At 66.8% G+C, this 23,313-nt stretch carries 21 protein-coding genes; 12 read left to right on the top strand and 9 right to left on the bottom strand.

Annotated features, from left to right (window positions below; genetic code table 11):
* The first annotated feature begins 36 nt into the window (after positions 1–36).
* On the top strand, positions 37–1,209 hold the full coding sequence (locus JOE31_RS12785; protein ID WP_245199167.1) for an alanine racemase: 1,173 nt from the start codon (positions 37–39) through the stop codon (positions 1,207–1,209).
* On the opposite strand, the gene JOE31_RS12780 is transcribed toward JOE31_RS12785, so the two are convergent.
* The 3 genes from JOE31_RS12780 to JOE31_RS12770 are packed head-to-tail and all read right to left on the bottom strand — an operon-like array spanning position 1,196 to position 5,431.
* Positions 1,196–2,728 carry a carboxyl transferase domain-containing protein gene (locus JOE31_RS12780; protein WP_209745016.1) on the bottom strand — a complete coding sequence of 511 codons (1,533 nt, stop codon included), beginning with the start codon at positions 2,726–2,728 and terminating at the stop codon, positions 1,196–1,198. The two genes, JOE31_RS12785 and JOE31_RS12780, sit on opposite strands and share 14 nt — an antisense overlap.
* A gap of 2 nt (positions 2,729–2,730) precedes the next feature.
* Positions 2,731–3,978, bottom strand: coding sequence for a CaiB/BaiF CoA-transferase family protein (locus JOE31_RS12775; RefSeq protein ID WP_209745014.1), 1,248 nt, complete (start codon positions 3,976–3,978; stop codon positions 2,731–2,733).
* A gap of 52 nt (positions 3,979–4,030) precedes the next feature.
* Positions 4,031–5,431 carry an SLC13 family permease gene (locus JOE31_RS12770; protein ID WP_209745011.1) on the bottom strand — a complete coding sequence of 467 codons (1,401 nt, stop codon included), beginning with the start codon at positions 5,429–5,431 and terminating at the stop codon, positions 4,031–4,033.
* A gap of 137 nt (positions 5,432–5,568) precedes the next feature.
* On the opposite strand from JOE31_RS12770, the gene JOE31_RS12765 reads away from it, so the two are divergent.
* Complete coding sequence (locus tag JOE31_RS12765) at positions 5,569–6,276, top strand: FadR/GntR family transcriptional regulator (RefSeq protein WP_209745008.1); 708 nt, start codon at positions 5,569–5,571, stop codon at positions 6,274–6,276.
* A gap of 277 nt (positions 6,277–6,553) precedes the next feature.
* On the opposite strand, the gene JOE31_RS12760 is transcribed toward JOE31_RS12765, so the two are convergent.
* The 3 genes from JOE31_RS12760 to JOE31_RS12750 form a co-directional block, all read right to left on the bottom strand.
* Positions 6,554–7,144 carry a hypothetical protein gene (locus JOE31_RS12760; protein ID WP_209745005.1) on the bottom strand — a complete coding sequence of 197 codons (591 nt, stop codon included), beginning with the start codon at positions 7,142–7,144 and terminating at the stop codon, positions 6,554–6,556.
* Positions 7,145–7,225: 81 nt separating this feature from the next.
* Complete coding sequence (locus JOE31_RS12755; RefSeq protein WP_209745002.1) at positions 7,226–8,083, bottom strand: SDR family oxidoreductase; 858 nt, start codon at positions 8,081–8,083, stop codon at positions 7,226–7,228.
* Between the two features lie 152 nt (positions 8,084–8,235).
* Entirely contained in the window at positions 8,236–9,174 is a 939-nt protein-coding gene (locus JOE31_RS12750) for a LysR family transcriptional regulator (protein ID WP_209744999.1), read from the bottom strand.
* Positions 9,175–9,415: 241 nt separating this feature from the next.
* Here JOE31_RS12750 and JOE31_RS12745 point away from each other — a divergent pair, with 241 nt between their 5' ends.
* The 4 genes from JOE31_RS12745 to JOE31_RS12730 all read left to right on the top strand — a co-directional run bounded on the left by JOE31_RS12745 (position 9,416) and on the right by JOE31_RS12730 (position 13,661).
* On the top strand, positions 9,416–10,534 hold the full coding sequence (locus tag JOE31_RS12745) for a PrpF domain-containing protein (RefSeq protein ID WP_209744996.1): 1,119 nt from the start codon (positions 9,416–9,418) through the stop codon (positions 10,532–10,534).
* A gap of 11 nt (positions 10,535–10,545) precedes the next feature.
* A complete protein-coding gene (locus tag JOE31_RS12740) occupies positions 10,546–11,994 on the top strand; it encodes an SLC13 family permease (protein WP_209744993.1) in 1,449 nt (482 codons plus the stop codon).
* 220 nt (positions 11,995–12,214) lie between these two features.
* Positions 12,215–12,490 carry a hypothetical protein gene (locus JOE31_RS12735; RefSeq protein ID WP_209744990.1) on the top strand — a complete coding sequence of 92 codons (276 nt, stop codon included), beginning with the start codon at positions 12,215–12,217 and terminating at the stop codon, positions 12,488–12,490.
* Positions 12,491–12,605: 115 nt separating this feature from the next.
* Entirely contained in the window at positions 12,606–13,661 is a 1,056-nt protein-coding gene (locus JOE31_RS12730) for a DNA polymerase IV (protein ID WP_209748399.1), read from the top strand.
* A gap of 30 nt (positions 13,662–13,691) precedes the next feature.
* On the opposite strand, the gene JOE31_RS12725 is transcribed toward JOE31_RS12730, so the two are convergent.
* Positions 13,692–14,219 carry a DUF427 domain-containing protein gene (locus JOE31_RS12725; protein WP_209744987.1) on the bottom strand — a complete coding sequence of 176 codons (528 nt, stop codon included), beginning with the start codon at positions 14,217–14,219 and terminating at the stop codon, positions 13,692–13,694.
* 177 nt (positions 14,220–14,396) lie between these two features.
* Between JOE31_RS12725 and JOE31_RS12720 the strand changes: the two genes are divergently transcribed.
* Positions 14,397–14,801: a hypothetical protein gene (locus JOE31_RS12720; RefSeq protein WP_209744984.1), complete on the top strand. Its 405-nt coding sequence runs from the start codon at positions 14,397–14,399 to the stop codon at positions 14,799–14,801.
* Positions 14,802–14,857: 56 nt separating this feature from the next.
* Here JOE31_RS12720 and JOE31_RS12715 read toward each other — a convergent pair whose 3' ends face one another.
* The gene (locus tag JOE31_RS12715) at positions 14,858–15,121 is read right to left on the bottom strand and encodes a hypothetical protein (RefSeq protein ID WP_209744981.1); all 264 of its coding nucleotides are present in this window, start codon (positions 15,119–15,121) and stop codon (positions 14,858–14,860) included.
* A gap of 40 nt (positions 15,122–15,161) precedes the next feature.
* A complete protein-coding gene (locus JOE31_RS12710; RefSeq protein ID WP_209744978.1) occupies positions 15,162–16,319 on the bottom strand; it encodes a DUF6226 family protein in 1,158 nt (385 codons plus the stop codon).
* Between the two features lie 145 nt (positions 16,320–16,464).
* On the opposite strand from JOE31_RS12710, the gene JOE31_RS12705 reads away from it, so the two are divergent.
* The 5 genes from JOE31_RS12705 to JOE31_RS12685 all read left to right on the top strand — a co-directional run bounded on the left by JOE31_RS12705 (position 16,465) and on the right by JOE31_RS12685 (position 23,301).
* On the top strand, positions 16,465–17,226 hold the full coding sequence (locus JOE31_RS12705; protein WP_209744976.1) for a VOC family protein: 762 nt from the start codon (positions 16,465–16,467) through the stop codon (positions 17,224–17,226).
* 92 nt (positions 17,227–17,318) lie between these two features.
* A complete protein-coding gene (hrpB, locus tag JOE31_RS12700; protein ID WP_209744973.1) occupies positions 17,319–19,997 on the top strand; it encodes an ATP-dependent helicase HrpB in 2,679 nt (892 codons plus the stop codon).
* 118 nt (positions 19,998–20,115) lie between these two features.
* Positions 20,116–20,718 (top strand): PadR family transcriptional regulator, encoded by a 603-nt coding sequence (locus JOE31_RS12695; protein ID WP_209744970.1) that lies wholly within the window; start codon positions 20,116–20,118, stop codon positions 20,716–20,718.
* A 149-nt stretch (positions 20,719–20,867) separates the two neighbouring features.
* Positions 20,868–21,008 carry a hypothetical protein gene (locus JOE31_RS12690; RefSeq protein WP_156810667.1) on the top strand — a complete coding sequence of 47 codons (141 nt, stop codon included), beginning with the start codon at positions 20,868–20,870 and terminating at the stop codon, positions 21,006–21,008.
* 112 nt (positions 21,009–21,120) lie between these two features.
* Positions 21,121–23,301 carry an elongation factor G-like protein EF-G2 gene (locus JOE31_RS12685; protein WP_209744967.1) on the top strand — a complete coding sequence of 727 codons (2,181 nt, stop codon included), beginning with the start codon at positions 21,121–21,123 and terminating at the stop codon, positions 23,299–23,301.
* The last annotated feature ends 12 nt before the right edge of the window (positions 23,302–23,313 follow it).

Below are 23,313 nucleotides of genomic sequence, written 5' to 3'. Positions count from 1 at the left end.
GGCCCCTTCGCCGATTCCTTCAGAAGGACTATGCCCATGACAGAATCGAGCATGCCCTATCCGCAGCTTCGGCTCAATCTCGAGGCCCTCGACAACAACATCCGCGTCATGGCGTCCTGGTGCCGGGAACGGCAGCTGGACCTCGCGCCGCACGTGAAGACCACTATGTCCGCCCCGATCATCGACCGTCAGCTAAACGCCGGTGCCGTCGGCGTCACGGTTGCCACCGTGGACCAGGTCGCTTCTGCGGTGGGCTGGGGGCACCGGCACGTCCTCATCGCCAACGAGGTCGTCGACCGGTATGGCCTGGCACGGATCCGCGGCTGGCTGGGGGAGGACTCCGGACGGGAAATCCGCTGCTTCGTGGACTCCGCTGCCGGTGTGAATGCTGCAGCCGCGGTGTTCGGCGCCGAGGCGGACGTGGCCCTTGAGGTGCTGATCGACGTCGGGACGCCGGGCGGACGCACGGGCGTACGCAACCTCCAGGAGGCCGTAGAGCTCGCCGGGCTGGTCCATGCCGCGCCCGGCCTCAGGCTCGTTGGAGTCGCCGGGTACGAGGGCGTCGTGCCCAACAGCAGGGCGGAAGCGACCATCGCAGCCGTTGACCGGCACTGCCGGCTGGTGCGGGACGTTTACCTGGAGGTTGCCCCGTTCTTCGAAACGTCCGCCCCCGTCTACTCCATGGGTGGATCGGCATTTCCGGACCGGGTGGCGGAATTCCTCCCGGACGCCGGCCAGGTGCCCGGAACACGGCGGCTCCTCCGGTCGGGTTGCTACGTCACCCACGATCACGGCACCTACGCCGGTGTCAGCCCGGTGCCGGGACTGATGCCCGCGCTGACCGTCCGCGCCGTGGTGCTCTCCACCCCCGAAGAGGGGATCGCCGTCGTCGGTGCCGGCAAGCGGGACCTGCCCTACGACGCCGGATTGCCGGTGGTCCTGGCGGCCCACACCGCTGACGGCGCTCCGAAGGACGGGGCGACCGCTGTGGTGCGCAACCTCTACGACCACCACGCCGTCCTCACCGGGGTGACCGGCCTGGAGGTCACGGACCTGGTGGACTTCGGCATCTCTCATCCCTGTTCCGCCTTCGACCGCTGGCCCGAATACGTCGTCACCGACGGAGACGGACGGGACCTCGATGTTTGGCACACGGATTTCCATCGGTCATCTTTGGAAAGTTTCCGCCCGGGGATCACCCGGCGGTAAGCCCGCCCAGGTTCCGGTACTTTTCCAGCCTCCGCGGGAGCAGTTCGCCGACCCCGACGGAGGACAACGTGGCGAGTTCGTATTCGATGGCCTGCCCCAGCCGCCGGCAGAACGCCCTTCCCTCAACGGCAGCGTCGCGGTGTCCTGCGTCCCCGCGTTCGTCCACGATGTGCTCCACCAGTCCGTTGGCGTACAGGGCGGCAACGTTGACGCCCTGTGCTTCGGACATGGCCGGCGCGAAATCGGTGCTGCGGTGGACGATGGCGCTGGCGCCTTCAGGCGGCAGCGGAGACAGCCAGGCGTGCTGGGCGGCAATGGTGCGGTCCGCGGGCAGTAGGGCCAGCGCCCCGCCGCCGGCACCCTGGCCCAGCAGAACCGAGACGGTGGGGGAGTTCAGCCCGATCATGTCATGCAGGGACCGGGCAATCTCGCCGGCCAGCCCGCCTTCCTCGGCCTCCTTGGACAGCGCCGCGCCGCCGGTGTCAATGACCGTCAGCAGCGGCAAACCGAGCTCCTCGGCCAGCCGCATGCCGCGACGGGCCTCGCGGAGCGACGCCGGTCCCATCGCAGTCTGCTGCGACGGCCTGGGCCGGGTGTGGCCGATGACCACGCAGGACTCCTGGCCGAAGCGGGCCAGGGCAAGCTGCAGTCCGGGGTCCTTTTCCCCCTGACCGGTGCCGTTGAGGGGGAGCACATCGCGGGCGCCGTAGGCGAGCAGTTGGCGCAGGTCCGGCCGCCGCGGATTTCGGGAGATTTGGATCGATTCCCAGGCACGGGCATCCGACGGTCTGACTGAAAGGGTCTTCGGCGGCTCAATCCGGCCGTGCGGGCCAGTGACCAGAATGCTGAGGGCGCGGTCCACGACGTCGGACAGCTGCGAGGGCGGGACCACCGCATCGATCAGGCCCTTGTCGAAAAGGTTCTCCGCCACCTGCACGTTCTCCGGAAACGGCGTGCCGTAGAGGGCCTCGTAGACCCGCGGCCCCAGGAAGCCGAGGAGGGCCCCGGGCTCGGCCACAGTGATGTGGCCGAGGGATCCCCAGGACGCCATAACCCCTCCGGTGGTGGGGTGCCGCAGGTACACGAGGTAGGGCAGGCCGGCCTGGCGGTGGGCGCGGACGGCGGCACTGATTTTGACCATGGACAGGAAGGCGATGGTTCCTTCCTGCATCCGGGTTCCGCCCGACGCCGGGCCCGCCAGGAGCGGCAGGCCCTCACGGGTTGCCCGTTCGACGGCGGTGACGATGCGTTCCGCGGCTGCCTGGCCGATGGAACCGGCGAGGAAGCGGAATTCGCTCACGATGACGGCTACGCGCCGGCCGCGGATGAACCCTTCGCCGGTGAGGACGGATTCATCCACGCCGGTCTTAGCGCGGGCGGCCGCCAATTCCTGCCGGTATTCAGGACCGGGATCGGGGTCAACCACCGTGGCATCCCAACTTCGGTAGGAGCCGGGATCCAGCACAGCGGTGATGAGCCCGGCGGCGTCCAGATGCCTGGCTTTCTGTTCAGTCAGCATGTTCAGCGCCCTTTCTGCTCCGTGTCGGCGGCAGTGCCTTTTGTACCGGCCGGCAGCAGCCCCAGCCATTGCCGGATCTGCTCCCCGTCCTGGTCCAGCAGGGGCGGCGCCGTGTGCGTGGTGAGGGTCGTCTCTGCAGTGTCGGCAGTGCTGAAGAACCGGAGCGGCGGACCGGGCAGGCTCACGTTCCCCAGGATCTTGTGGTCGACGTCGATCACCAGGCCCTGCGAATGCACCTGCTCCCAGGCGTACACCTCGTCCAGGGTGCGGACCTTGCCGGCCGGGATGCCGGCGTCGTTGAGTTTGGCGAGCAGCTCCCCGGCTTCGTAATCGGAGAATGCCTGCTCCACCTCTTCGATGACTTTCTCGCGGTTGCGCACCCGGTCCGCGTTGCTGGCGAATTCGGGACGCGCAGCGTCGATTCCGAACGTGGAAGCGAACGTATTCCACAGTTTTTCGCTGCCCACGCTGATCTGGACCCTTCCCTGCCGGCAGTGGAACAGTCCGTAGGGAGCGATGGAGGGGTGGTGGTTGCCCTGCGCCTTCGGTACCTCGCCGGCGACAGTAGCCCTGGTGCCTTGGAATGCGTGCACGCCGATAAGAGCGGCCAGCAGCGAGGTGCGGACGATCTGCCCCTGCCCGGTCCGCTCGCGCTGCAGCAGCGCCGCCAGGGTCCCGAACGCGCCATACATGCCCGAGAGGAGATCGGCGATGGGAACACCCACCCTTTGGGGGTCGTCCGGTCCCGATCCGGTCAGGGACATCAGGCCGGCTTCGCCCTGCAGGATCTGGTCGTAACCGCTGCGCCGGGATTCGGGCCCGTCGTGACCGAAGCCGGTGATGGACAGGATCACCAGTGCCGGGTTCAGTGCGTGCATTTCCGCGGCGGAGAAGCCCAGCCGGTCCAGGACGCCGGGGCGGAAGTTCTCGATGACCACGTCGGCGCGTTCCAGCAGTTCGCGCAGGACTGTCCGCCCGTCGTCGTTCTTCAGATCCAAAGCGATGGATTCCTTGTTCCGGTTGCAGGACAGGAAATAAGTCGCCTGCGGATCGTCCTCCGGGCCGACGAAGGGCGGGCCCCAGCCGCGGGTGTCGTCCCCGGTGCCCGGGTTCTCCACCTTGATGACGCGGGCGCCGAGGTCGGCAAGCATCATGCCTGCGTGCGGGCCTGCCAGGGCGCGGCTCAGGTCCACCACGAGGTAGCCCGACAGGGGACCCTCTGCCTGGGGAGTGGATTCAGTGCTCTTCATGGTGTTCCTTCTCTACTTCTAGGTGCCTGGGTTGCTGCTGTTGCTGGCCGGCCTACAACCAGCCCGGTACCACCATGACCAGCCAGGCGATGGCCGGCCCGGCGACGACGACGACGCCGCTGTAGGCCAGGATCTGCTTGTAGAACCTGTCCTTATCCACGTCTTCGGGGGCATTGGCCAGCACCAGGGCGCCATTGGTGGAGAAGGGGGAGACATCAACGATCGTGGAGGCGACGGCGAGGGCGGCGATGACGCCCACTGCGCCGATTTCGCCCGTGGCCAGGAACGGAACAGCCAGCGGGATGAGGGCCGCCAGGATGGCGGTGGAGGAGGCGAAGGCTGAAACGATGCCCCCGATGTAGCAGATGAGCAGGGCAGCCAGTAGCGGCATGCCGAGATGGGCAACGCCGTCGGATACGAATTTGATGGTGCCGGCTTCCTCGAGGACGCCCACGAAGGTGAGCATGCCGCAGATGAGCAGGACGGTGGACCAGCTGATCTTGTTCACAGCGCCCTTCTGGGCGGCAGGGGACACGAGCGCCAGCACGATCGCGATCGTGATGGAGACGAAGCCCACGTCGACCTTGAAGCCGAGCGAGATGACAGCGAGGGCGATCAGGCCCAGGATCGTCACGAGTTGCGGCACGTTGGCGCGGGCTCCGTTCGCGGGAGCCGCGGCGTCGCCTGCTGCGGGGGTGCCGGAGCCGCCCGAGGTGCCCTTGGCCGAAACGCCGGCGGGGGAGATGTCAGAGCCGGATCCCTGGAGGGTCACGCCGGCTGCGCGGGCGCCGACGCTGACGGACATCCGTGTTTCGGCGGCCTGTTCCACCACCCGGCCGGCCTTCGTGGAGCGGAACTTGTTGCCGCCGAGGACAAGGGACAGCACCACGGCAATGGCAAGGTTGAAGAAGAAGCTGGCCAGGAAGATGGCCATGGGGCTGGCCTCCAGGTCGGTCTTGGCAATGATGCCGTTGACTGTCACGCCGTAGACGGCGATGGGCGAAAAGCCTCCTGCCTGGGCGCCGTGGATGACCATCATGCCCATCATGAGCGGATTGATCTTGTGTTTCGCGGCAAAACTCAGGGCGATGGGAGCGATGATGGCGACGGCGGCCGGTGACAGCGCACCGACGGCGGTGATCAGCGCCGTGATGGCGAACATGACCCAGGGGATCAGCGCCACTTTGTTGCCAACCAGCCGAACGGCGCCCCGGACCAACAGATCAATGGTGCCGTTGTTCTGCGCGATGGCGAAGAGATAGGTGACGCCGACGATAGTCAGAAATAGACCGCCGGGGAAGTTGGCAAGGATGTCGTTGGTGGACATTCCGAGGACGACCGACCCCAGCAGGAATGCGCCCACGAATGCCAGGGCGCCCATGTTGAGGGGCAGCACCGTGGCCAGCAGGAACATCACCGCCAGGATGATGATGGAAAGGACGGGAGCGGACATCGTTGTTCCTCCGGATCATGGGGGGTGGATGTGTGAGCTGGATTACTGGCTCACTGGCCTAGCCTCCTAGACACTAGGTGACTTTGTCAATAGTTCTTCGGTAGGCTAGGCACAGGACATCGCCGGAAGGACGCGCCGTGCCAAAGAAAGCAGCAACGCAACAAATCTCTCGGGTCTCCAGGCCCCGGCTCTATGAGCAGCTCGTCGAGCAGCTCATGGACTTCATTGAGACCGCCCAGCTGGGTCCGGGAGATACCTTGCCCGCAGAGCGTGAGCTCGCCGAGCGGCTTGGGGTCTCGCGCGCCACCCTGGCGCAGGCCTTGGTGGCACTGGAAGTGCTCGGTGTGATCGATGTCCAGCACGGCACGGGGGCGGTGCTGGTCTACCGTCCCAACGTCCCGTCCGTTATCAAGGGGCTGCGCGAGCACCGCAGCCGGCTGCCGGAGATCGTTGAGGCGCGCAGCACCCTCGAGGTCAAGCTTGCCGAACTGGCCGCTTCCCGGCGCACCGCCGGGGACATGAAAGCCATCGACAAGGCGCTCGTTGCAATGGCTGAAGAGGTGGCTTCGGGCAGTCGGGGTGCGCACGGCGACGAGCTGTTCCACCAGGCCGTGACCGCTGCCGCACACTCCGCGGTGCTGGCCCAGTTGATGACATTCATCGCCGGAATGGTCTTGGAAACGCGGCTCGAGTCGCTTGGTCAGCCAGGGCGCCCGGAGCAATCGCTCGCGTCACACCGGAAGATCGCCGAGGCAATCAGGGCCCAGGACTCGGCCGCGGCTGCCGCTGCAATGCTTGAGCACATCGAGCTCGTCTCCGATGTTGCACTGCTGAAGAATTCCTAGACCGGCCCCGATCCGCCGCCGGCGCTGCGGTGCCGGCAGGTGGTGTCGATGGCGTGCATGATCCGGTCGCCAATATCACCCAAGTGAGAGTCCCGCGAGCACCATGTACTCAAAATGGCTCAGCCCCGCGTAGCGCTGCAGCTGGGCATCAAGCGCCGAAGGCAATCGCATCATCACGCCCACGAGCGCGAGCCCATGACGATGACGGACGGGGAGCGTGCCACATACCGGCTGTCACTTGCCCTCAGCGGTGAGGCGTCGTCGGAGGCGGTCCGCGTCATCGTGGCCGTTCTGAGCCGGGCAGCAACTGACGATTCCTGATCCGTGACTGGCCGAATCGAATCGGCAGCCGTTCAATGTCCCAGGACCCGCTGCCGTACGTCTTCGGGCTGCCGACGGCAACGTGCGGCGTCCAGTGCGGGGACCTGTAACCGAGGGCGCGGGAGCTGAGGATAAAGTCATCGACGTTGTCCACCAGCAGTTTGTCCAGTAGCTCGTGCAGGGCCTGGACGAGACGTACCTGGTACTCGTGGACCTGCTCCGGGACGTCCACTTCCAGGCCCGAAACGCGGCCCCCGCCCAGGGGGATCAGCCGGTCGGCAGTGCCGGAAAAAACGTCCAGCACGGGCAGGTCATCCAGCCAGGCTACGGTGGTGCCGGTGGCTGCAGCCACGCTTGTCATGCCTTTGGTCCACTCGCAGATGTCCCGGGCAAAGTCCTCCAGAACCCCGAGGTGCAGCAGGGTCAGATGCAGCCCCTGCTGCCTGCGAAGGGCGCGGACATAACGGCCGAGACCCTCGTAGTCCGAAGGGCCGGATCCGATGCTGAGCACCGGCGCCTCCACTGTGATGCGCGGAACCGTGTTCATTCCGGCCCCTCCCGACCATGCTGGCTGTTGACTGTGGTTGCCATTATCCGCCGGGCCGTGCCTTCATGCAGCCGAAGCTCCTCAGGCGGCGAACGGGCGCAGGCCGTCCACCAGGGGAGTGGTGGGCCGCCCGGCCAGCCGGGCGAGGTCGCCGGTGGTGAGGGCCAGTGCGTCTTCGCGGATATTGCCGTCCAAGGCGGCAAGGAACCCGGCTGTTGCCGGGTCAAGGCCGGCAGCCTCCAGCGTGCTGGCGTGCTCGGCTGCAGATACCGAGCGATAAGTGACGGGGCGCCCAAGGACCGTGGAGAAGGCTGACGCCAGTTCCTCATAGGTCCAGGCGTAGTCGCCGGACAGTTCGTAGGTGCTGTTGTCATGTCCGGTGGTGGTCAGGACGGCGGCGATGGCGGCGGCGTAGTCTGCGCGGGTGGCGCTGGCCACGCGGCCCTCCCCGGCGCTTCCGAGCAGTGTTCCGGTCTCGCGGGCCGCGAGCAGGGCGTCGGCGTAGTTCTCGGTGTACCACCCGTTGCGCAGGAAGGTGTACGGGAGTCCGCTGGCGCGGATGTACTCCTCGGCTTTGACGTGGTCCGGCGCCAGAATCACGGGGGTGGTGTCGGCGGCCAGGACGCTGGTGTACAGGATGCGGGCAACCTTGGCCCGTGCGGCCGCATCGATGACGTTTTCATGCTGCGCCGCCCGGCTCTGGATGTCGTTGCCGGAAATCAACAGCAGGGTGTCGCCTTCGGTCAGCGCCGCCTCAATACTGGCCGGGTCGTTGTAGTCCACGGCCGCGGTTTCAACGCCGTGCCCCGCCAGCTCCGTGAGCCGGCCGGCCGACCGGCCTGCGGCCACGATCTGTGCGGCCGGGACACCGCTGCTCAAAAGTTCCTCGACGACGAGCCGGCCCAGCTGGCCGGTGGCTCCTGCAATAACAATGGACATGGGATTCTCCTTGGTTGCCGGGCGCCCGATCGGCGCGCCTTCTGCAATGGCCAACCGCCCTCGAAAGGAAACAATTCCAGTGCCGGATGACGCACTTTGAAGTGCAATAGGCACCTTCAGGTAAGTGTCGTCTTCAGCATGACCCGAACCAACTAGAGATAATCGCCTGCCCGTTCGCGGGCGATCTCCAACAGCGTGGAGTGGAAAGCGACCTCTGCCGGAGCGTAGACCTTGTCCTCGCGCTGCGCCAGCAGTACCCGGCGCAGCGGGGCCGCATCACCCAGGCTTAGCACTTTCACGTCGGGATGCTGGAGGGCCACGGCCGTCTTGGGCACCATGGCCACGCCCATTCCCACGCTGACCATCGCCTGGGCCTCCTGGTAGTCGTTGGCCAAAAAGGCAATCTCCGGTTCGAACCCGGCGTCGTGGGCTGAGCGCTGCAGCACCTCCACCACAGGGTGGGCCTCGGCGCGCACGATCCAGGACTCGTTGCGCAGGTCCTCCATGCTGACCTGCTCCCGGTCGGCGAGCCGGTGGCCGCGGGCCACCAGGATCACGGTACTTTCCCGGAAGACCTCTGTGACTCGGACGGAATCGTCCCGGAACGGATTCCAGGGGTAGTCCCAGAGCAGGCACAGCCCCGTGACCCCTGACTGCAGATCTGCCACAAGTTCATCGAAGCGGGCGCTCCGCACAGAGAGGCTGATGGCAGGATAGCGCTTCTTGAAAGTCCGGATGACGACGGGCAGGAAAGATCCGGCAAGGGTTGGGAAAGTGCCAACGGTCAGGGACCCGCGCTTGAGGCCGGCAAGCTGGCCGAGATCGGACCGGGCAGCCTGCATCTGCCAGACGATCTTACGGGCATGGCCAGCCAGCATCTGTCCGGCCTCGGTGGGCACCACCCCGCGGGACCGGCGGTTGAGCAGCGGCTGCCCCACTTCTTGTTCCAGCTTGCGCAACTGCTGGGAGACGGCTGAGGGCGTGTACATCATGAGCTCGGCCGCGGCGGTGATGGAGCCCTGCTCAACTACCTCCAGCAGTAGCGCCAGCCGCCTGATGTCGAATAATTCCTGACCATCATCGTTAAGCAACGCTTCACCCTTCTTTGAATTTGGTTCATTCCCTGCCAGAACACGCACGCTGCCCTGCAAATCGGGCCGGTTTCCTGGCGTAAGGAGAATGAGGCGAGGGAAATTACCCTTCAAAATCGTATGAATTAAGTAATTCTACATCCCTCTTCAAAAGTCCGACATTGTCTAAAATTGTGATCTGGCTCAATCTCGTTTCAGGACCTCAATCAATATTTGAGGCACGAGGAGGAGCGGTAACAGCATGAAGATCGAAGCCCAATGGATGCGCGGAGGGACCAGCAAGTGCTGGGTTTTCGAAGCGGAGCATCTTCAGGAGAGCGGCACCAGCCTCGACGTACTGTTGCCCCGGCTGTTCGGCAGTCCCGACCCGCGCCAGATCGACGGGGTCGGCGGGGCGACGTCGACCACCAGCAAAGCGATTATTCTGCACCGGCCGGTCAGCGACGACGTCGATGTTGAGTACACCTTCGCCCAGGTGGGGATCGAAGAAGCCGCTGTGGACTGGGGCAGCAACTGCGGGAACGGCTCTGCGGTCGTGGGTCTGTATGCCATCGAGAAGGGGTGGGTGCTCCCGAAGGGAGACGTCACCCGGATCGTCACCCGCAACACCAACACCAACCAAATCATCGTCCAGCGGGTGGCCACGCCTGCCGGCGCCCTGGCCTCCGTTCCGGAGGCCCGGATGCCCGGCGTGCCCTTCCCCGGCCACGCGGTGGGACTCGGCTTCCAAGACCCTGCCGGCAAGACTACCGGTGCACTGCTGCCGACCGGCGCGGTCACTGACACCATCAACGCTGGCGGAACCCGTTGGACCGTGTCGATGGTCGACGCCGGAGCGCCTGTGGTGATGGTCCTCGCCGAGGAGCTGGGCCTGGATCTGGACAGGTACGACAACTGGGGCGCTGCGGTGGAGCTGCAGCTGGATACCCTGGAGCAAATCCGGCGGCAGGCGGCGGTGCGGATGGGGCTGGTCCGCACTGCGGCCGAGGCGGCCCGCGCAGTCCCCAAGCTCGCCATCGTGGGCGCACCTGCGCACGCCGACCCCGGCTGCGACGCCAACGTCATGATGCTTTCCATGGGCAAGCCCCACCCGGCCCTGGCCATCACCGGAAGCATTGCCTTGACCCTGGCCGCCCGCACCACCGGCACCGTGCTGCACACCATCACCGGCGGCACGGTGGCGACAACGCTCCGGCTGCGTACCCCGGCCGGGTTGATCGAGACGTGGAGCGAGAAACACAACGGGCGCCTCCTCATAGGCGTGGACCGCACGGCCCGCACCATCGCCACCACCACCATCCATCTCCCCGAGGTTCCCGGCAGCGCCGTCGCTGCCGCCCTCGCCGGAGCCACCCGCTAAAGGAGACCATAATGACCAAAACTGAGCACCGCACCGCTGTCGCTGCGGGCGAGACCCGGGGCAACGGTGCCCCGCGCCCAACCCGTCGCCGCCGAATCGTACTGGTGTCGGCGGCAGCCGGTTTCGCGATCCTGGCGTTGATTGTCCTCTTGCTGGGGGGTGATATCTTCAACTCTTCGGCCACCCCCGAACCGGAGCACTCCATGACCGCTGTCCAGATCATCCCGCTCGTCATCCTCGTCATAATGTTCATCGTCGCCACCAAGTGGCCGTTGAACATCGGCGTGATGGGGCTGGTCGCCTCCTTCGGCGTCGGCTATTTCATGCTCGGGATGACGGACAAGCAGATCCTGGAGGAGTTCCCGGCCAGCATCGTCCTGACGATCATCGGCGTCACCTACTTCTTCAGCATGGCCCAGCGGAACGGGACCATCGACATCATCGTCCAGAACTGCGTGCGCCTCGTCAGGGGCAAGACGATGCTGCTGCCCTGGGTGTTCTTCCTGATCGCAGCCGCGCTGACGTCACTGGGTACCTTCTCGCCAGCCGCTGTCGCGCTGCTGGCACCGGCGGCCATCGGCTTCGCCTACGAGTCCCGCATCCATCCCGTGCTGATGGGCGCGTTCATCATCAACGGAGCCCATGCCGGCGGCTTCTCCCCGTTGTCCGTGGCCGGCGTCCTGGTGCACGACATCGCCCTCAAAAACGGCTTTCCCATCTCCCAGGGCGCCCTCTTCACTGCCAGCTTCGCCCTGAATCTCATTCTCTCCGTCCTCACCATCGTCCTGTTCGCCCTCATCGGCCGGTTGCGCGACGGCGAAGGCGGCCAGCATGCCGACGTCGACACCGCCCGGACCAGCCGTCCCCGCGGCCAGCAGATCCTCACGCTGATCCTGATCGCGGTGATGCTCGTTTGCACCCTGGGGTTCCACATGCCGATCGGCTTTGTGGCACTTTCCGCCGGCCTCCTGCTGGCGCTGGTCAACATCAAAGAACATCAAACATTCATCGGCGGCGTCTCCTGGTCCACAGTATTGCTGGTGGCCGGCATGATCACTTATGTCTCGCTGCTCCAGCACGTGGGTGTCATTGATACCCTCGCCGAGCAGGCCCTGGCCCTGGGCGCACCGCTGCTGGTGGCGCTGGTCCTCTGTTACGTCATTGGCGTCGGCTCAGCCTTTGCCTCCTCCACGGCTTTGCTGACCGCATTCATTCCCCTGGCCGGTCCGCTGCTGGCCACGAGTTCGCTGAGCGCCTCGGGAACGGTCGCCGCACTGGCTATCGCTGCCACGGTGGTGGATGTCTCTCCCTTCTCCACCGACGGCGCGCTGGTGGTAGCCAACGCCCGCGACGACGACCGGCAGCGCGTCTACCGGCAGCTGATGGCTTATGCAGGCGGAGTGGTGCTGGTGGCCCCGGCCCTGGCCTGGGTCCTGCTGGTACCCACCGGCATTATGTAACCGAACGGCGACGCACCCGGAAAGTCGGCCTGACACAAAGAGCCAGCCGGACCCAGACCGCAGTGGGGCGGCGAATGATGATCACAGGGATCATCGCCTATTCGCAACGCGCGCCGCTCCACTGCACTAACCACCCAAGAGAACCCGCATGGCCTGGTCTCGAGACGGTTCAGCCCGGCTCGCACGGCCTTTCCAAAGCCGTCAACTGCAAGGACCACCCATGACTAAGCATTCGCGCCCATCCCCGCCGCAGGCGATGACTCCGCCACTGGAGCCGGCACCCAACTGGACCAGGCTTTCCCGCAACGACGAGATCGAACTGCATAAGGACGGAAAAATCGTTGCATCCGGGACGGTCGACATGATGGCCCTGAACGGATCCCTCCTCTGGCTCCTCCAGGACGGCGGAAAAGGCAGGGCCCTGTTTCTCCACGACGACGGGTTCTTTGTCCTCAAACGCTGCCGGACGCGTTTCCACACGAATTCCCGGTCGTGACGCCGAACGGGCCGGCAGTGGCCTCCGGGATCAGGCCGACGGCCAAACTCGGCGGAGAGCCGATGCTTGTGAGGGATGTTTAAGGCAGACTGATGGCGTGAGCGGAATCCGGTGGGTGCTGCACGTCGACCTCGACCAGTTCATCGCGGCGGTCGAAGTGCTCCGGCGGCCGGAGCTTGCGGGCAAGCCGATCATTGTCGGCGGTCGGGGCGACCCCACGGAACGAGCTGTCGTGTCGACCGCATCCTACGAAGCCAGGGCGTTCGGCGTGGGTTCCGGAATGCCCTTACGCATTGCGGCCCGGAAAGTGCCCGGCGCTGTGATCCTGCCCGTCGATCAGGAGGCCTACCTCGCGGCGTCCGAAACGGTGATGGCTACCCTGCGCGCGCAGCCGGGCGCCACCGTGCAGGTGCTGGGTTGGGATGAAGCCTTTGTAGGCACTGAGACAGAGAACCCGGAAGCCTACGCCCGGCAGGTGCAGGCCGCTGTCCTGGAGCGAACGCAGCTGCACTGCAGCGTGGGCATTGGCGACACCTTGGTCCGAGCCAAGGTCGCCACCGGTTTTGGCAAACCGGCCGGCGTCTTCCGGCTCACTGCGGGGAACTGGCTGGACGTCATGGGCAGCCGGCCCACTAAGGACCTGTGGGGCGTCGGAACCAAAGTGTCGGCCCGGCTGGCCAAACTCGGCATCAACACAGTCGCCGAGCTCGCCGCCTCCGACCCCCAGGATCTGGTCCCGGAGTTCGGCCCCAGGATGGGTCCCTGGTACGCGGAGCTCGGACGCGGGGACGGCGCCAGTGTTGTGGACGACACCCCATGGGTTGCCCGCGGGCATAGCCGGGAGACCACCTTCCAGCGGGACCTGACCGAGCCCGCCCAGGTGGACGACGCAGTGCGGGAGCTGACCGCGCGTGTCCTTGAGGATGTTGTGGCCGAAGGCCGGCCCGTGGTTGGTCTGACCCTCAAGGTTCGCTACGCGCCGTTCTTCACCAAGACCCACGCGAGGAAAATTCCCGAGACCTTCGACCGGAACGAAATCCTCGCGCGGGCACTGGACCTCGCAGCCGGAATCGAAGCGGGCCGACCGATCCGTCTCCTGGGGCTGCGGGCCGAAATGGCCATGCCCGAGGATGCCCGGCAGGGACATACGCCGACGCGCGGAGGTTGGTGACGGCGTCTACATGGCGTGCCCGGCCAGTGCTCACCACCCGGCAGTACCAGTGCCACCTTTGAACGGACCGACGATCTTCGCGGTGATCCAACCCCCGTAGAAGTCACCTCCCTGGAAAGTCACCTGCTCGCCGTTGACCTCGCAGGAATCCATGTGGCCCGGGTAAAGGGCCACTCGGGTGCTGAGCGCCTCAAAACCTCGGGCGGGTTCCGGGTAAGTCCACCCGGCACGGCGAACGATGACTCCGCCGGCAACAACGTCGAAGTAGTGTGCTTCTCCCTTGAACTCGCAGAAGGTGGTGCCCTCGACCGGAACGAGTACACCGGCAGCGAATGCGTCCAATGGCAGGTAGTAGACCGGCGGATGACTCGTCTCCAGGACACGCACTGCATCGGTGGTGTCGACAATCACCTGCCCGCCAAGCCGTACGACAACCCGTTCCGATCGGGGCTCGACCCGTGGCGGCCGCGGGTAGTCCCACACCGATTCTTGACCGGCCTTGGGTTTGATGGGCTGGGGACGCCGAAAGGATCCGGAAAAGCCGTGAGCAGGAGTCATGTCCCCATGGTGCCATCTTCCGCTGGAAAGCCACCGTGAACGCCGGGGAGGTCCAGGCCGGCACGCCGTGCTCCTGGACCCAAAAATCCGCCGCGCCTCCCTGTCGGATCGGGAGGAAAATTGTGTGTAGTGATCCTGGTTCAGGCATTCAGCCCGGGCCTTCAACAGGAGGATGACATGGATGATTTCGTCGCTTACCTTGATACCTCGGAGGTCCGCGCCGGCAAGCTTGAGGAACTTAAGACAGCCATGGCAGAACTTGCCGCGTTCGTTGAACAGAATGAGCCCCGGATCATCTCCTACGGCGTCTGTTTCTCAGAGGACGGCTCGACCATGAGTGTCCTCCATTTGCATCCTGACCTGGCCTCGTTGGAGTTCCACATGAAAGTGGCCGGGCCCAAGTTCCCGCCAGTTGCACCGCTTATCAAGATGAAGACCATTGAAATCTTCGGCCGCCCCAGCGAAGACCTCGTGGCGCAACTTCGAGAGAAGGCACAGCTCCTCGGCACCGGAACCGTCGTTATCCGTGACGTTCACGCCGGCTTCGCACGTTTTACCCGCGGCCAATTTTCCCTGCCTTAGGCCGGTGGCGTGTGAGGCCGCCGGGCAAGGCGATCGTCAACATGCATGCGGCAAGGCTATCGCGGGAAGGAATCTCCGGGTGGGTGATCTGGCGGCTCAGCAGGGTTCGGGGCAGGGGCGGGGAGCTCGTGCTGGACCACCTGTATCTGCTGCGCGTGGTGGGTTTCCGGGCGGAAGATCTCGTCGGCGATGCCAAGCACGCCACCGGTCGCGCCCCGCCAGGCGCCGTTGCGCCGGTTCCGCCGCGACAGCCAGTACCAGAGGCAGGCGATCAAGGCAGGAATCCCCAGCACCACCACCAGCCCGATGATCAGATCCATGGTGCAACCCGCCTCCGGGAGTCAGCTTTGGCTGCTACCGTCATCGTCCGGACCTGAGCGGCCATGGTCGCCATCCGCCGGCCACCTGCCGTAGCCGGACCTCCGCTTCCTGGAGTCGGACGGCATCCACCGTGCCCGGTTCACCACTACCGCTTTCTGACCCGGAACCGTCGACGGCGGTCAGGGCGTACTCGCTCCACCTCCGGCTGCCCACGGGATAGCGTTCGCTGTAGCCTCCTGCGGCGACCCCGAGTACGAGCATTTCCATCCGGTCAGCCACCGTTTCGGCAGTGTCGTCGCACGCATCGCAGCCGCAGACCGGAAACGGAAAGTCATGCAGCAGGCCGGCCCGGATCAGGACTCCCGGATACCCGGTCAACACAAACGTCAGCGCCGCCGCTCCGGAGCGCCGTGGCGTGACCCGGATGGCCTGCAGCACGTCCCGGGCAACCACCTGCAACCCGGCGGCATGAGCCGGACCGCTATCGACGTCCACGTCGTACAGGGCTGACAGGTGGTCGATCAGTGCCAACGCGACAACATGAAGCCCCGCGAATCGCTCCGGATGGCTGTCAACGCTGTATGAATCAGGGTCAGGACCGTCGGCACCCCACCGCCCGCCGTAGGGGACGGGTGCACCTTCCGGCGAGTAATACGTCGTCGTCGGCAGTGGCGGCCGGACATAACGTGGCTTTCCTGCAGGCGGCGGGACCGGCGCGGGCCGGGCTGCAGGCGGGTCCTCCGTTTCCCGGGCCCAGTCCAGGAGCTTGTCGACGAGGCCCCGGACGGAATCATCGTCCGCAGTCGGTAAAACCTCGAGCAGGCGGCCCACCTCGAACTTCGTCCGCCGGTTTCCCACCAAGGGAGCACCGCCTTCGGAGGCGGTCCACTCCGCATCCGGTCTCATCCGCGCAATGGTGTTTCCGGCGAACACTGCTGCTGCAGCGCTGACATCACTGCCGGGTTCCATCCCGGCAGCGAATGCGTGCAGGAACCAGATGAGCCGCGCCGGGTCGTCGGCCAACTCTTCCGCGCTCACATTGCGGCCGGCACAGAAACCGATGAACGCGGAGTAGCCCCCGACATGCCTGACCCGGGCTTCACGGCCAGGCTCCTCCGCATACACCGCGCGGCCCCGCGGGATCGGGTCGGGCAATCCGGTGGCCGGCCCATCGAACAAATCCTCCATGGACCCCATATCCAGATCCTAGCCTTGCCAGGAGGGCAATGGCGCCCGCGGATGGACGCGCAGGCAGGAACGTCCGCAAAGGCTTGAAGCCGAGTCCCTGGCGGCATACGCTGCACAAAAAGAAGGAACCCGGAGGGAACAGGAAGGCCCCTTAATGACAACCCGTGATACCCGTACGGCCGGCGCGCCGTGCCGGGTCGATACTTTCCAGCCGGATCCCCGGGCGGCCATGGAGTTCTACGGCCCGCTCTTCGGCTGGAGTTTTGACGATCCCGCCCCTATGCCGGCCGGTCTCGAGGGCAACTACTATGCTGCCCGCCTTCACGGGCGGCTGGTTTCCGGGATCGGCCAGGCTCCGGCGCTGTCCCGGCCCACGTGGAACACCCACGTACGCGTCGACGACGTCGGTCCGGCGCTCGCCCGTGCCGAGCACGCCGGAGGTAGCCTCGTCGCAGGACCGTTTGGTGGCGGCGCAGCTGGCAGTCTGGCTGTGGTCGCAGACGCCACGGGAGTTCCGTTCTGCCTGTGGCAGGCCGGCAGGAGCGACGACGCCGTGCTGGCCGATGAGCCGAACACCTGGGCGATGAGCTCGCTGCACACCACCGACGTCGGGAAAGCGCAGGCGTTCTACGGCACCATGTTCAACTGGGAACTCGAACCGGTGCCGGATGCCCCCTTTGCGCTGTGGCGCCGCTCAGGCCAGGTGGTTGCCGTCGTCACCGCGACTGACGGCGTCGCCGTTCCGCCCCACTGGAGCGTCAATTTCGCCGTCAGGGACGCGGATTCCGTCGCCCGGCACGCGGAAGAGCTGGGCGGCAGCATCCTGATGGCGCCGATGAACACGCCGGGATTCCGCAACGCGGTAATCGGCGACCCCCAGGGCGGCTTTATCGCGGTCAGCGCTCCTGCGAGTTGACTCTTCCCGCCCGTCGGGGCACCGCGCGGCGGGTCACCGGCCGGCACCGGCACTGAGAAGGACCGTGTGAAGTTTGTAGGCACAATGGAGGCGTGACTTCTCCGCTCCCGCCGGCCGCCGCCCGCTCCAATCCACCTTTCGATTTGGGCGTCATCAGCGCGGGCCTGGCCTTTGCCGCGTCGCTGGGGGAGCTGTCAGAGGCCCTGCGCGCCGGCGGCGCGGCCGGAACCGCCGTGGTCCAGGCGCCCCCCGGTACCGGTAAAACCACCCTTGTTCCGCCGTTGCTCGCCAACATCGCATCCGCCGCCGTGTGCGGTGGCGCAGGGGCTCCCGGCGGAAAAGGGCGGAGCCCGCGGGTTGTTGTGACCCAGCCGCGGCGTGTCGCCGCGCGCTCTGCGGCGCGTCGCCTGGCCGACCTGGACGGCAGCCGGCTCGGCGACCGCATCGGCTATACAGTCCGCGGCGAGCGCGTCGGCGGGGCGGGCACCCTGATCGAGTTCGTCACGCCCGGCATCCTGCTGCAGCGGCTCCTGTCCGACCCGGGCCTGGAAACCGTGGACGCCGTGATCCTCGACGAGGTCCACGAGCGAGGGCTGGAGACCGATCTGCTGCTCGGTATGCTCGCCGAGGTCCGCGAGCTGCGCGGCGATCTCGTGCTGGTGGCCATGTCTGCCACACTGGACGCGCCGCGCTTCGCCGCACTGCTAGCGGGAGGACAGGACGCGAGGCACGACGGCGGCGCCCCGGCTGCCGTCGTCGACTGTCCGTCCGCGCTGTACCCCCTGGAAACCGAGTGGGCGCCAGCCGCTGTGGCGCGGCTGGACCCGCGGGGCGTGAGCCGTGGGTTCCTGGACCACGTGGCAGACACCGCCGCCGCAGCACACACCGAAGCGCTGGCAGCGGATCCGGGAGTGGATGCCCTGGTCTTTCTTCCGGGCGCCTGGGAGGTCTCGCACGTTGCCGGCCGCCTCCGGGGCAGGGTGGACGCCGAAGTGCTCGAGCTGCACGGCCAGGTAAGCCCGGCGGAACAGGACCGGGCAGTTTCGGGCCGGGACCCCGGCGGACGTGCCCGGATCATCGTCTCCACGGCGCTCGCCGAATCCTCGCTGACCGTTCCGGGAGTCCGGCTGGTCATCGACTCCGGGCTGGCCCGCGAGCCGCGGCGCGACACAAACCGCGGCATGTCCGGCCTGGTGACCGTGTCCTGCTCCCGCGCCTCTGCTGAACAGCGCGCCGGTCGCGCCGCACGCCAGGGCCCGGGCCGGGTGGTCCGGTGCTATGACCAGAAGGTCTTCGGAGCCGCGCCGGCGCACCAGACCCCCGAAATCGTGGTGGCCGACCTGACCGCAGCGGCCTTGGTCCTGGCCTGCTGGGGATCACCCGGCGGACGTGGATTGGCCCTTCCGGACGCGCCGCCCGCGGCAGCGATGGATGAGGCCGTGGAGGTCCTCCGCGAGCTGGGCGCCGTTGGACCGGACGGCCTCGCAACGGAGCTTGGAAAGACCTTGGCCAGGATTCCGGCCGACCCGCGGCTGGCCCGCGCCCTGCTGGACGGTGCCGCAACCGTGGGCCACCGGACTGCCGCGGAGACTGTCGCCGTCGTCGCCGGTGACCAGCGCGCTCCCGGCGCCGACCTCACCCGGTTGCTTGCCACGCTGCGCTCAGGCACGGATCCGGCGGCGCGGCGCTGGAAAGAGGACGTCCGGCGGATGGAAGGGATCGTCCGCAAGGAACTCGCCGTCGTCGACCGGTCACGCGGCGTGGCACCGGTGACTGCCGCGGAGGCGGTCGGGTTCGTCGTCGGCCTCGCTTTCCCGGACCGGGTGGCGCGCCGCGTGCCCGGTGCGGGGGAGCGGTACCTGCTCTCTTCCGGTACCCGGGCGGGCCTTCCGGCGGGCAGCCCGCTGTCCGGCCATGAGTGGCTGGCGGTTGCCGAAGTCTCGCGCGCGGAAGGCCGCGACGCTGCGGGAACCGGGGCCGTCATCCGCTCTGCGGCGCCGCTTTCCGTTGACACGGCGGAGGCTTCCGCCCGGCACCTGCTGCGGGAAACCGTGGAGGCCGGCTTCACCCAGGGACGGGTCACGGCCCGGCGGGAACGCCGTCTGGGTGCCATCGTGTTGTCCTCGACGCCGGTGCGGCCCTCAGCCGCCGAGGGGCGGGCGGCCGTGGCCCGCGCACTGGCGAAGGAAGGGTTGGGAACCATCGGATGGTCGACGGCTGCGGACACCCTGCGCCGCCGCCTCGCGCTGCTGCACCATGAACTGGGCAGTCCATGGCCGGATGTGTCCGAGGGGGCGCTGTTGTCCCGGCTTGATGACTGGCTGGCGCCCGAACTCGAAACCCTTGCCGGCGGGGCCGCCACCGCCGGGATCGACCTCACGGAACCCCTGCGGCGACTCTTGCCGTGGCCGGATGCGGCCCGGTTCGGGGAATTGGCGCCGGAGACGCTGGAGGTTCCGAGCGGTTCGCGCGTCAGGATCGATTACCCGGACGCGGAGCACGACGACGGCCGGCCGGTTGTGGCGGTCAAGCTGCAGGAATGCTTTGGCTGGGCCGAAACACCGCGGTTGGCGGGCGGCCGGGTGCCGGTGCTGTTCCATCTTCTGTCGCCGGCAAGGCGGCCCCTGGCGGTGACGGACGATCTTGCGTCGTTCTGGTCAGGACCCTACGCGCAGGTGCGGGCGGAGATGCGTGGCCGGTACCCGAAGCATCCCTGGCCGGAGGACCCGTGGACCGCGCCGGCCACCGCCCGGACCAAGAACAGGATGTAGCCGCCCGGTTTCGTTTCCCCGCGGCCGGCAACCCGGAGCTATTGACCGGCGATATCTACCGATATATCGTTAACTATCGCCGGTTCTCGGCGATATGACACGGAGGGATGAGGCCACCATGAGAGGCATTCACGACAAATTTTCAGACAATGGCCCCGAACGGGGACGTTTTGAGCGCGGCCGTAGCCGCCGCGGACCCCATGGACATGGCGGCGGCGGATTCGGACGCGGCTTCGGACCTGGCTTTGGCCCAGGGTTCGGGCCGGGTTTTGGGCCGGACGGCCCGCGCAGGGCCAACAGGGGCGATGTCCGCGCGGCGATTCTTTCCCTGCTGGCGGAGACACCCTCCAACGGGTACGGGCTGATCAAGACAATCGCGGAAAAAACGTCCGGAGCGTGGCGTCCCAGCCCCGGCTCTGTCTACCCGACGCTGCAGCAGCTAGTCGACGAAGAACTCATCGTGCCAGTTGGTGAGGGCAGGCGCACGGAGTTCACTCTCACCGATGCAGGCAAGGCGTATGTGGAGGAGCACCAGGATGAGCTGGGCAACGCCTGGAACACCGACCCCGAGGGCACGGGTCCCGCGTTTCATCAGAGTGTAGGCAAACTCATGGGTGTCATTCACCAGTTCCGGGTTGCGGCTTCCGACGAACAGCGTCTGGCCGCCGTCGAAAAGATCGACGAAGCCCGCCGGGCGCTGTACCTGATCCTTGCAGAGTAGATCTCCAGGGCCGCAAGTGCCCCTGTGAGGTAACTGATACACACCGGAAACCTTGCGTCGTTGCCGCGAAACATTGCACGGTTACGCTCATTCCTACCTGGACACAGCGGTCCATGCAGCGAACGGAAGGACACACCATGATGACTCTTTTGAGCACTTTGACACTCTCCCTTCACTCCGGCTGGAAGGACAAGGATCCGCATGCCGGCGGGGCTGGCTCCATGGGCGCTTTCCCCAGCGGGCAGCTCACATCCACCCCCTGGGAAGGGTGGTGGCACGACGAAAGCTAACCCCGCGGGCAGGGGCTGCACCTCACCCTCTTGAAGTTCGGCGGCCTCAGGGTGTCGAATCGTCTTACAGAGGCCGCATGTCGGCTCACGACTAAGACGCCTGGAGTTGCTCATGTCGGTAAAAAGCTCAAACGGCCGGGCCAAGAGCCCGGCCCGCAGCACCTCTGATTCCCGGCGGGCGGACGCCTCCGCCGGGGCTCCCGCCGATTCGCCGGAGAAAGTCCGCAACGTGGTTCTCGTCGGCCACTCCGGTGCCGGAAAGACAATGCTGGTGGAGGCACTGCTTGCCGCAACCGGCGTGATCTCGCGGATGGGATCGATCACGGACGGGACGACGGTCAGCGACGCCGAACCCTCCGAAGTGCACCAACAGCGGTCCGTGGTGCTCTCCATAGCCCCGCTCGTGGTGGACGGCATCAAGGTCAATCTCCTGGATACGCCGGGCTACGGTGACTTCACCGGCGAACTCCGCGCAGGACTGCGGGGAGCGGACGCGGCCCTTTTCGTGGTGTCTGCCATCGAGGGCATCGACGCCGCTACCACCGCGCTCTGGGCCGAATGCGACCAGGTAGGGATGCCCAGGGCGGTTGTGATCAGCCGGCTGGACCACCCGCGCGCCAACTTCGAGGCGACGGTGGCCGAGTGCCAGCGCTCGTTCGGCGACTCGGTGGTACCGGCCTACCTCCCGGTGCGTACCGGAGACACCGCCACCGGGCTGCTGGGACTGCTCTCGCAAACGGTGTCGGACTACTCCGCCCGCTCACCCGTACCGGAAGTGCGGCCAGCCGGCACGGAGGAGATGGCGGCGTCCGAAACTGCCCGTGGCACGCTCATTGAGGGAATCATCTCGGAAAGCGAGGACGAGACCCTCATGGACCGATACCTCGGCGGTGAGGAAATCGACGTCGACGCCCTCGTCAGCGACCTGGAAACCGCCGTCGCCCGGGGAACATTCTTTCCCGTGCTGGCAACGTCCGCCGAAACGGGCCTGGGCGTGGCGGAACTCCTGGAAATGCTGACCCGCGCCTTTCCGTCTCCGCTGGAGCGCACCCTGCCGCAGGTCACCGGTCTGGCCGGCGAACCGGCCCCGCCGCTGGCATGCGATCCCGCGGGCCCCCTCGCCGGCGAGGTGGTGCGGACCACTATCGACCCGTTCCTGGGCCGCGTCTGCCTGGTGCGGGTTTTCTCCGGCACGCTGCGCGAGGACTCCGCCGTGCACGTCAGCGGCCGCGGGCTGGCCGACCGGGGCCACGAGGACCACGACAGCGACGAACGCCTCACCCACCTCTACTCGCCGGTGGGGTCTACCCTGCGGCCGGTACCGTATTGCGTGGCGGGGGATATCTGCGCAATCGCCAAGCTGGCCAATGCCGAGACCGGCGACACCGTCTCAGCCAGGGAGGCGCCGCTGCTGGTGGTCTCGTGGGAGATGCCGGAGCCGCTGATGCCCGTGGCAGTGGAAGCAGCAACCCGCAGCGACGAGGACGCCCTGGCCAAGTCCCTGGGGAAGGTGGCAGCCGGTGACCCGACCCTGCGCGTTGAGCGGAACGCCGAAACCCATCAGCTGATCCTCTGGTGCATGGGCGAAGCACACGGCGAGGTGGTGCTGGACAGGCTGCGCGAGCAGGGGGTTAAGCTGCAGACCGTGGACGTGGTCACCCCGCTGCGGGAAACGTTCGCGGCGCCGGCGTCGGGCCACGGCCGGCACGTCAAACAGTCCGGAGGCCACGGCCAGTATGCCATCTGTGACATTGATGTTGAGCCCCTCGAACGCGGCGCGGGTTTCGAGTTCGTTGACAGGACCGTGGGAGGGGTCATCCCGGGGCAGTACATCGGCTCGGTCGAGAAGGGTGTCCGGGCGCAAATGCAGAAGGGCGTGGCAGCGGGATTCCCGGTGGTGGACATCCGGGTGACGCTCACCGGCGGCAAAGCGCACAGCGTCGATTCCTCGGATGCGGCCTTCCAGGCGGCGGGGGCGCTTGCGCTGCGGGAAGCCGCGGCCGCGGGCCGGATCCAGCTCCTCGAACCCGTCCTGGCGGTGACCATCAGCGTCGCCGAAGACTACGTGGGCGCGGTGATGAGCGATCTCTCCTCCCGGCGCGGGCGGCTGACCGGAACGGCCTCGGCCGACGGCAGCGGCACAGAAATCAGTGCAGAGATACCGGAACAGGAGCTGCTGCGCTATGCGGTGGACTTGCGGGCATTGACAGCGGGCACCGGCCGTTTCCGGCGGACCTACCTTCGCCACGAGCCCCTGCCCCCGAACATGGCCCATACGGCTCCGAGGCAGTAAGCCCCCGGCTTT

This window comes from Arthrobacter sp. PvP023, assembly GCF_017832975.1.
Lineage (GTDB): Bacteria > Actinomycetota > Actinomycetes > Actinomycetales > Micrococcaceae > Arthrobacter.
The sequence above is the reverse complement of the archived record's forward strand: the minus strand, read 5'-3'. Positions and strand labels throughout refer to the sequence as shown.

What these genes read in the sequence shown, in the direction of transcription:
- JOE31_RS12740 (WP_209744993.1), top strand. Translation starts at nt 10,546, where the DNA reads ATGACCAAAACTGAGCACCGCACCGCTGTCGCTGCGGGCGAGACCCGG.
- JOE31_RS12695 (WP_209744970.1), top strand. Translation starts at nt 20,116, where the DNA reads ATGAGAGGCATTCACGACAAATTTTCAGACAATGGCCCCGAACGGGGA.
- JOE31_RS12780 (WP_209745016.1), bottom strand. Translation starts at nt 2,728, where the DNA reads ATGCTGACTGAACAGAAAGCCAGGCATCTGGACGCCGCCGGGCTCATC.
- JOE31_RS12725 (WP_209744987.1), bottom strand. Translation starts at nt 14,219, where the DNA reads ATGACTCCTGCTCACGGCTTTTCCGGATCCTTTCGGCGTCCCCAGCCC.
- JOE31_RS12685 (WP_209744967.1), top strand. Translation starts at nt 21,121, where the DNA reads ATGTCGGTAAAAAGCTCAAACGGCCGGGCCAAGAGCCCGGCCCGCAGC.
- JOE31_RS12720 (WP_209744984.1), top strand. Translation starts at nt 14,397, where the DNA reads ATGGATGATTTCGTCGCTTACCTTGATACCTCGGAGGTCCGCGCCGGC.
- JOE31_RS12775 (WP_209745014.1), bottom strand. Translation starts at nt 3,978, where the DNA reads ATGAAGAGCACTGAATCCACTCCCCAGGCAGAGGGTCCCCTGTCGGGC.
- JOE31_RS12770 (WP_209745011.1), bottom strand. Translation starts at nt 5,431, where the DNA reads ATGTCCGCTCCCGTCCTTTCCATCATCATCCTGGCGGTGATGTTCCTG.
- JOE31_RS12745 (WP_209744996.1), top strand. Translation starts at nt 9,416, where the DNA reads ATGAAGATCGAAGCCCAATGGATGCGCGGAGGGACCAGCAAGTGCTGG.
- JOE31_RS12710 (WP_209744978.1), bottom strand. Translation starts at nt 16,319, where the DNA reads ATGGGGTCCATGGAGGATTTGTTCGATGGGCCGGCCACCGGATTGCCC.
- JOE31_RS12755 (WP_209745002.1), bottom strand. Translation starts at nt 8,083, where the DNA reads ATGTCCATTGTTATTGCAGGAGCCACCGGCCAGCTGGGCCGGCTCGTC.
- JOE31_RS12715 (WP_209744981.1), bottom strand. Translation starts at nt 15,121, where the DNA reads ATGGATCTGATCATCGGGCTGGTGGTGGTGCTGGGGATTCCTGCCTTG.
- JOE31_RS12705 (WP_209744976.1), top strand. Translation starts at nt 16,465, where the DNA reads ATGACAACCCGTGATACCCGTACGGCCGGCGCGCCGTGCCGGGTCGAT.
- JOE31_RS12760 (WP_209745005.1), bottom strand. Translation starts at nt 7,144, where the DNA reads ATGAACACGGTTCCGCGCATCACAGTGGAGGCGCCGGTGCTCAGCATC.
- JOE31_RS12785 (WP_245199167.1), top strand. Translation starts at nt 37, where the DNA reads ATGACAGAATCGAGCATGCCCTATCCGCAGCTTCGGCTCAATCTCGAG.
- JOE31_RS12735 (WP_209744990.1), top strand. Translation starts at nt 12,215, where the DNA reads ATGACTAAGCATTCGCGCCCATCCCCGCCGCAGGCGATGACTCCGCCA.